General features: G+C 38.8%; 5 protein-coding genes. 1 reads left to right on the top strand and 4 read right to left on the bottom strand.

What is annotated here, in order from left to right:
- The coding region (locus ACOVO2_RS10310) for a glycosyltransferase (RefSeq protein WP_421769885.1) at positions 1–404 on the bottom strand (404 nt) is incomplete at its 3' end.
- An 82-nt stretch (positions 405–486) separates the two neighbouring features.
- Positions 487–1,506 (bottom strand): lysylphosphatidylglycerol synthase domain-containing protein, encoded by a 1,020-nt coding sequence (locus ACOVO2_RS10305; protein ID WP_421769884.1) that lies wholly within the window; start codon positions 1,504–1,506, stop codon positions 487–489.
- Between the two features lie 2 nt (positions 1,507–1,508).
- Between ACOVO2_RS10305 and ruvC the strand changes: the two genes are divergently transcribed.
- Positions 1,509–2,069, top strand: a complete 561-nt coding sequence (gene ruvC, locus ACOVO2_RS10300; RefSeq protein ID WP_188765892.1) for a crossover junction endodeoxyribonuclease RuvC — start codon at positions 1,509–1,511, stop codon at positions 2,067–2,069.
- A gap of 187 nt (positions 2,070–2,256) precedes the next feature.
- On the opposite strand, the gene hisB is transcribed toward ruvC, so the two are convergent.
- Both hisB and ACOVO2_RS10290 read right to left on the bottom strand, forming a co-directional pair.
- Complete coding sequence (gene hisB, locus ACOVO2_RS10295; protein WP_421769883.1) at positions 2,257–3,393, bottom strand: bifunctional histidinol-phosphatase/imidazoleglycerol-phosphate dehydratase HisB; 1,137 nt, start codon at positions 3,391–3,393, stop codon at positions 2,257–2,259.
- A gap of 247 nt (positions 3,394–3,640) precedes the next feature.
- Positions 3,641–5,356 (bottom strand): GMC oxidoreductase, encoded by a 1,716-nt coding sequence (locus ACOVO2_RS10290; RefSeq protein WP_421769886.1) that lies wholly within the window; start codon positions 5,354–5,356, stop codon positions 3,641–3,643.
- Between the last annotated feature and the right edge of the window lie 40 nt (positions 5,357–5,396).

The raw sequence follows: 5,396 nt of genomic DNA, 5'->3' as shown, positions 1-5,396 counted from the left end.
GTAATCAACTCACCTTTGGCCAGTTTGATAGAAGAGTCAATCGCTCGTTTTTTGGGTGAAGTATTATTGGTTTTGGGCGGCAATTGATTGATGACCAAATTGAGTTTTGTTGTTTGTTGAAAGTTTCTGACAATGGCCACTGTATCATCTGTCGAATCATCATCAGCTACAATTACTTCAAATTTTTCTTTCGCAAGTGTCTGCCTTTCCAAATCTTGTAGTAATGAAAGTATGTTTTTTGCTTCGTTTCTGACTGGAATAATGACCGAAATAACGAGTGTATCAGCCATAAAGTTCTTGTCGATAAACGATACCTTTCGATTTTTACTCCAGATGATTACCAAGCCTGTGGTCATCAGAAAGTACAGAGAGCCAATAATTAATAGTAGTATCGAAAGAATCATTTTAAGCGTTTTTAGTAGTTAAGTAATAAGATTTATATAATCGACAATTCTATAAATAGCTAAGAGGCTGTTTATAAGCCCATTAACTTTCTGTGGACTTGTCGACTATTGACCGTGGACTACTTTGTTTTAGTTGTAGAATAAAAATACTGCCGAATATGATGGGTAAAAGTACATTTACTAACCAAATCATAAAAGTTACCGATGAAATAGCTGCAATATCGACCCCGAAATAGCTAAAATAATAGATTGAAGTTAAGGCACGTATGCCTAAGTCTCCTAAAGCGTTAATAGCAGCAATGATGGTTTTGGTTAAGAAAATGATGCTTATTCCAGCCAATAAAACAGTATTAGAAAGGTTGATTTCAAAAATCTTAAACATCAAAAGAAACTGAAAGCTAAAAACTAAGTAGCGAGCAGTGGCAATTAAAAATAAGTTTCGTAGTTCGTCGATTGTAAAGTTTTCTAAAATGCCCAAATACTTTTTTAGGTATTCAAAAAAGCGGTTTTTCGATAAAAACACCTGAATATCCGAAAGGTGATAACTAAGAAATACACCAAAAACTAAACACCCAGCCAGAATGATTATGGCAATGCTATGGACAATCAAAGGCGAAGGTTTACTGTGTAGAATAAAAAACGAATATCCCAATGTGCCGAAAAGCAGTGAAACATACATTTGTAAGCTATTGCCGAGTAGAATCGCACCAATACTTTGCAGACGCTTATCGCTTTTGAGCATCAAGATTTTACCCGCATAGTCTCCAATCATCATCGGGGTGGCCGTCGAAAACGTAAGACCAATCAAAACGCCTCGATATGCCTCCGAAAAACTTATTTGTTCTACTTTTGAAGCTAATTTTTGCCATTTCCAAGCTTCTAATGCCCAATTGAGTGGCGTTAGCAAAATGATGCAGCACAGCAACACAATACTTTTGGGTCGGAATAATATGTTTAGGCTTTGCTTAATCTGCTCAAAACTATCAATCTTACCAACTACAAGCATATATATCAACAACAGCATAACGAAGAATAAAGCAGTTTTTATCCACCTTATGCCTTTGCTTGAAGTTAGATATGAGATTTTTGAGTTAATTTGCATCTATGAATCAAGATAAAATAATATTAGGGGTTGACCCAGGTACACGTGTGATGGGCTACGGAATTATCTCCGTACAAGGAAGTGCTTTAACGCTTATTCAATACGGTGTCATAAAACTTGACAAATATACTTCACACGAAATAAAGTTAAAGAAAATATTTGAGCGAATCACGCAGCTAATCACCGAATACCTACCCGACGAAATGGCCATTGAAGCTCCATTTTATGGGGTAAATGTACAGTCGATGTTAAAACTTGGCCGAGCTCAAGGAGTGGCTATTGCGGCGGCTTTGCAACGTGAGGTGCCGATTGTAGAGTATTTACCCAAAAAAGTGAAGCAGTCGGTTACAGGAAACGGAAATGCTACCAAAGAGCAAGTAGCATATATGTTGGAGCATTTGTTAAAAACTAAATTAGAATCACAATACTTAGATGCAACCGATGCTTTGGGCGTAGCAGTTTGTCATTATATGCACGGAAAAACGAAGGCTTTGACAGGAAACGGCTCAAAGAAAAAAGGATGGTCTGCTTTTGTGAGTGAAAATCCTGATAGGATGAAGTAGGGATTTACGCCCCCTAAGTGAAGTCTATATTTTTCCGTTCCCTGAGTGGAGCCGAAGGGAACGGAAAAAAACTGTCGATTGATGATTAAAGATTAGAGAGTGAAGATTTTTGAATCATGAAAAATACTTACAATCGCTAATCTTTAATCCTTAATCTTTAATTATATTCATTACTCCGAATGCAGATTTATAGCACCCCCTTCGTACTCGGAAGAGAATTCATTTCATTCAAATTTCTTTTCACGGCCATCTTGATAGATTTAGCAAATGCCTTGAAAATTGCTTCGATTTTATGATGCTCATTTTGGCCTTCACATTTAATATTCAGATTACATTTTGAAGTATCCGAAAACGATTTGAAGAAATGATAAAACATTTCGGTTGGCATTTCGCCGATTTTCTCACGCTTGAAATCTGCATCCCAAACCAACCACGGTCTGCCCGAAAAATCAATCGCAACTTGAGCCAAAGCCTCGTCCATCGGCAATAAGAAACCGTAGCGATTAGTGCCTTTTTTATCGCCCAAAGCTTTTAAATATGCTTCGCCAAGTGCTAAAGCAGTATCTTCAATGGTGTGGTGCTCGTCGATGTGTAAATCTCCTTCCACAAAAATCTTTAGGTCAGAACCCGAATGTTTAGCTACTTGGTCGAGCATGTGGTCATAAAAACCAAGACCCGTATGAATCTCCGATTTTCCAGTGCCATCAAGATTCAACTCAATTTTTATTTTTGTTTCTTTCGTATTTCTTTCAATAAAAGCAGTGCGTGCTGGCAATTTCAAAAACTCATAGATTTCATCCCAGTCATTTGTCACCAATTTGGTTGCTTCTTTTTGTTCAGGAGTAAAGCCCTCAATCAAATTATTCGTCAATCCATCGGTAATAAAAACTGCTTTCGCACCTAAATTTACCGCCAGTTGAACGTCAGTTACTCTATCGCCGAGTACATAAGAGTTGGTAAGGTCATACTTTTCGGTATCAAAATACTCAGTTAATAGACCCGTTCCAGGCTTACGAGTTGGCAAGTTTTCGTGCGGGAAACTACGGTCGATATGAATGGCCGAGAAACGCACATTTTCATTTTCGAGCGTTTTCAGCATCTTGTTATGGGCAGGCCAAAAAGTTTCTTCGGGGAAAGAATCTGTTCCGAGTCCATCTTGATTAGTAACCATAATGAGTTTATAGTCAGTTTCTTCGGCAATCTTGCGAAGATTAGAAAGTGCTTTCGGAAGAAATTCTAATTTTTCGAGTGAGTCTATCTGAAAATCAGTTTTTGGCTCATCTATAATCGTACCGTCACGGTCTATAAAAAGGAGTTTTTGCATTATCTTAGATTATCTTATAAAAGTTCAAAATTAGGCATGATTTAACTCAAATGCCAAAAAATGACTAATAAGTATATTTTATTGAAAATATTAATTAGATTATATAAATAAAATATATTATTATTTTGAAATAATTAGAAAATATGAAAAATTAAGAATATTCAAAATAAATTGAAAATAATGAAAATTTAAAAATCCGTCAACTCATTTCGAGGGGACGGATTTTTATAGAATTTAGCGAATCTTGTTAAAGATTCCCTTTTTTCATTTCTTTTACTGCATAATCAGCCGCACGAGCGGTGAGTGCCATATACGTCAACGACGGATTTTGGGTTGAAGTTGAGGTCATTGATGCTCCGTCGGTTACGAAAACGTTTTTGCAAGCGTGCAGTGCATTCCATTTATTCAACAACGAAGTTTTAGGGTCTTTGCCCATTCTTACGCCGCCCATTTCGTGAATATCTAAACCAGGTGTGCGGTTCGAGTCGTTGGTTCTGATGTTTTTAAAACCAGCTTTTGTGAACATTTCGCTTAGTTGGTCGAAATAATCTTTGGTCATTTTTACGTCGTTATCGTCATAATCGACCGAGATTTTTAATTGCGGAATTCCCCACGGGTCTTTTTGGTTTTTATCCAAAGCCACGTAATTACTTTCTTTCGGAATTGTCTCGCCCATCATGTGCGAGCCTACATTCCAAACATTATTTAAGTAAGGTTTCAGAATACCGTTTTTCAAGTCTTCGCCCATTCCGCTTCTATCGTCTTTAGTATATCGGTCAGCACCAAAACCTGCTGCATAGCCACGCAAAAAGTCGGTTTCTTGCTTAAATACATTGCGGAAACGTGGAATATAAGGCGAATTCGGACGACGACCATCGGTCATGCTATCTAAATATCCTTCGTATTCGGCATTAATAGTTGCACGGTAATTGTGGAAAGCCACGTATTTTCCGAGCAGACCGCTATCATTACCTAAGCCATTCGGGAAACGGCTCGATGTTGAGTTTAATAGAATCAGATTTGAGTTTAAAGCAGCGGCATTGACAAAAATGATTTTTGCATAATACTCAATCATTTCTTTGGTGTTGGCATCAATCACTCTCACGCCCGAAGCTTTACCTTTCTTTTCATCATAAATGATAGAATGCACCACCGAATGAGGGCGAAGTGTCATTTTTCCAGTACGAGCCGCCCACGGTAGGGTAGAGGAATTACTACTGAAATAGCCACCATACGGGCAGCCACGCTCGCAAATGGTGCGGTGTTGGCAAGTACCACGCCCTTGGTCGAAGTGAATTTGTTTGGGTTGCGTAAGGTGAGCTGCACGCCCCATAATAATGTGGCGGTCTTTGTAATTTTGGGCTACTGCCTGGCTAAAATGCTTTTCGACGCAGTTCATTTCGTGCGGTGGCAAAAACTCACCATCAGGTAGGTTTGGCAAGCCATCCTTGTTGCCCGAAATACCCGCAAATTTTTCTACATAACTATACCACGGAGCAATGTCTGCGTAGCGAATTGGCCAATCAATAGCAAAGCCGTCACGGGCTGGGCCTTCAAAATCAAAATCAGACCAACGTTGGGTTTGTCTGGCCCACATCAACGATTTTCCTCCTGTTTGGTAGCCACGAATCCAGTCGAATGGTTTTTCTTGGACGTAGGGGTGCTCGGCATCTTTTACAAAAAACTGCTCTGTTCCCTCATAAAAAGCGTAGCATTTGCTGATAATTGGGTTGGCATCACGCAATTCTTTGGTGATTTGTCCACGATGCTCAAACTCCCACGGTTGTTTCATGGTCGTTGGGTAATCGGTTACGTGTTTTACTTCACGTCCACGCTCCAATACGAGTGTGCGTAATCCTTTGCCAGTCAGCTCTTTAGCTGCCCATCCTCCACTAATTCCCGAGCCAATAACGATGGCATCGAAGGTTTGTGCTTTTATTGAATCTATATTTATGTTTGACATTTTTATCGTTGATTTTAAGGAAGACTTCGCTTTAAGCGAA

The organism is Emticicia sp., assembly GCF_049241225.1.
Taxonomy (GTDB): domain Bacteria; phylum Bacteroidota; class Bacteroidia; order Cytophagales; family Spirosomataceae; genus Emticicia.
The sequence above is the reverse complement of the archived record's forward strand: the minus strand, read 5'-3'. Positions and strand labels throughout refer to the sequence as shown.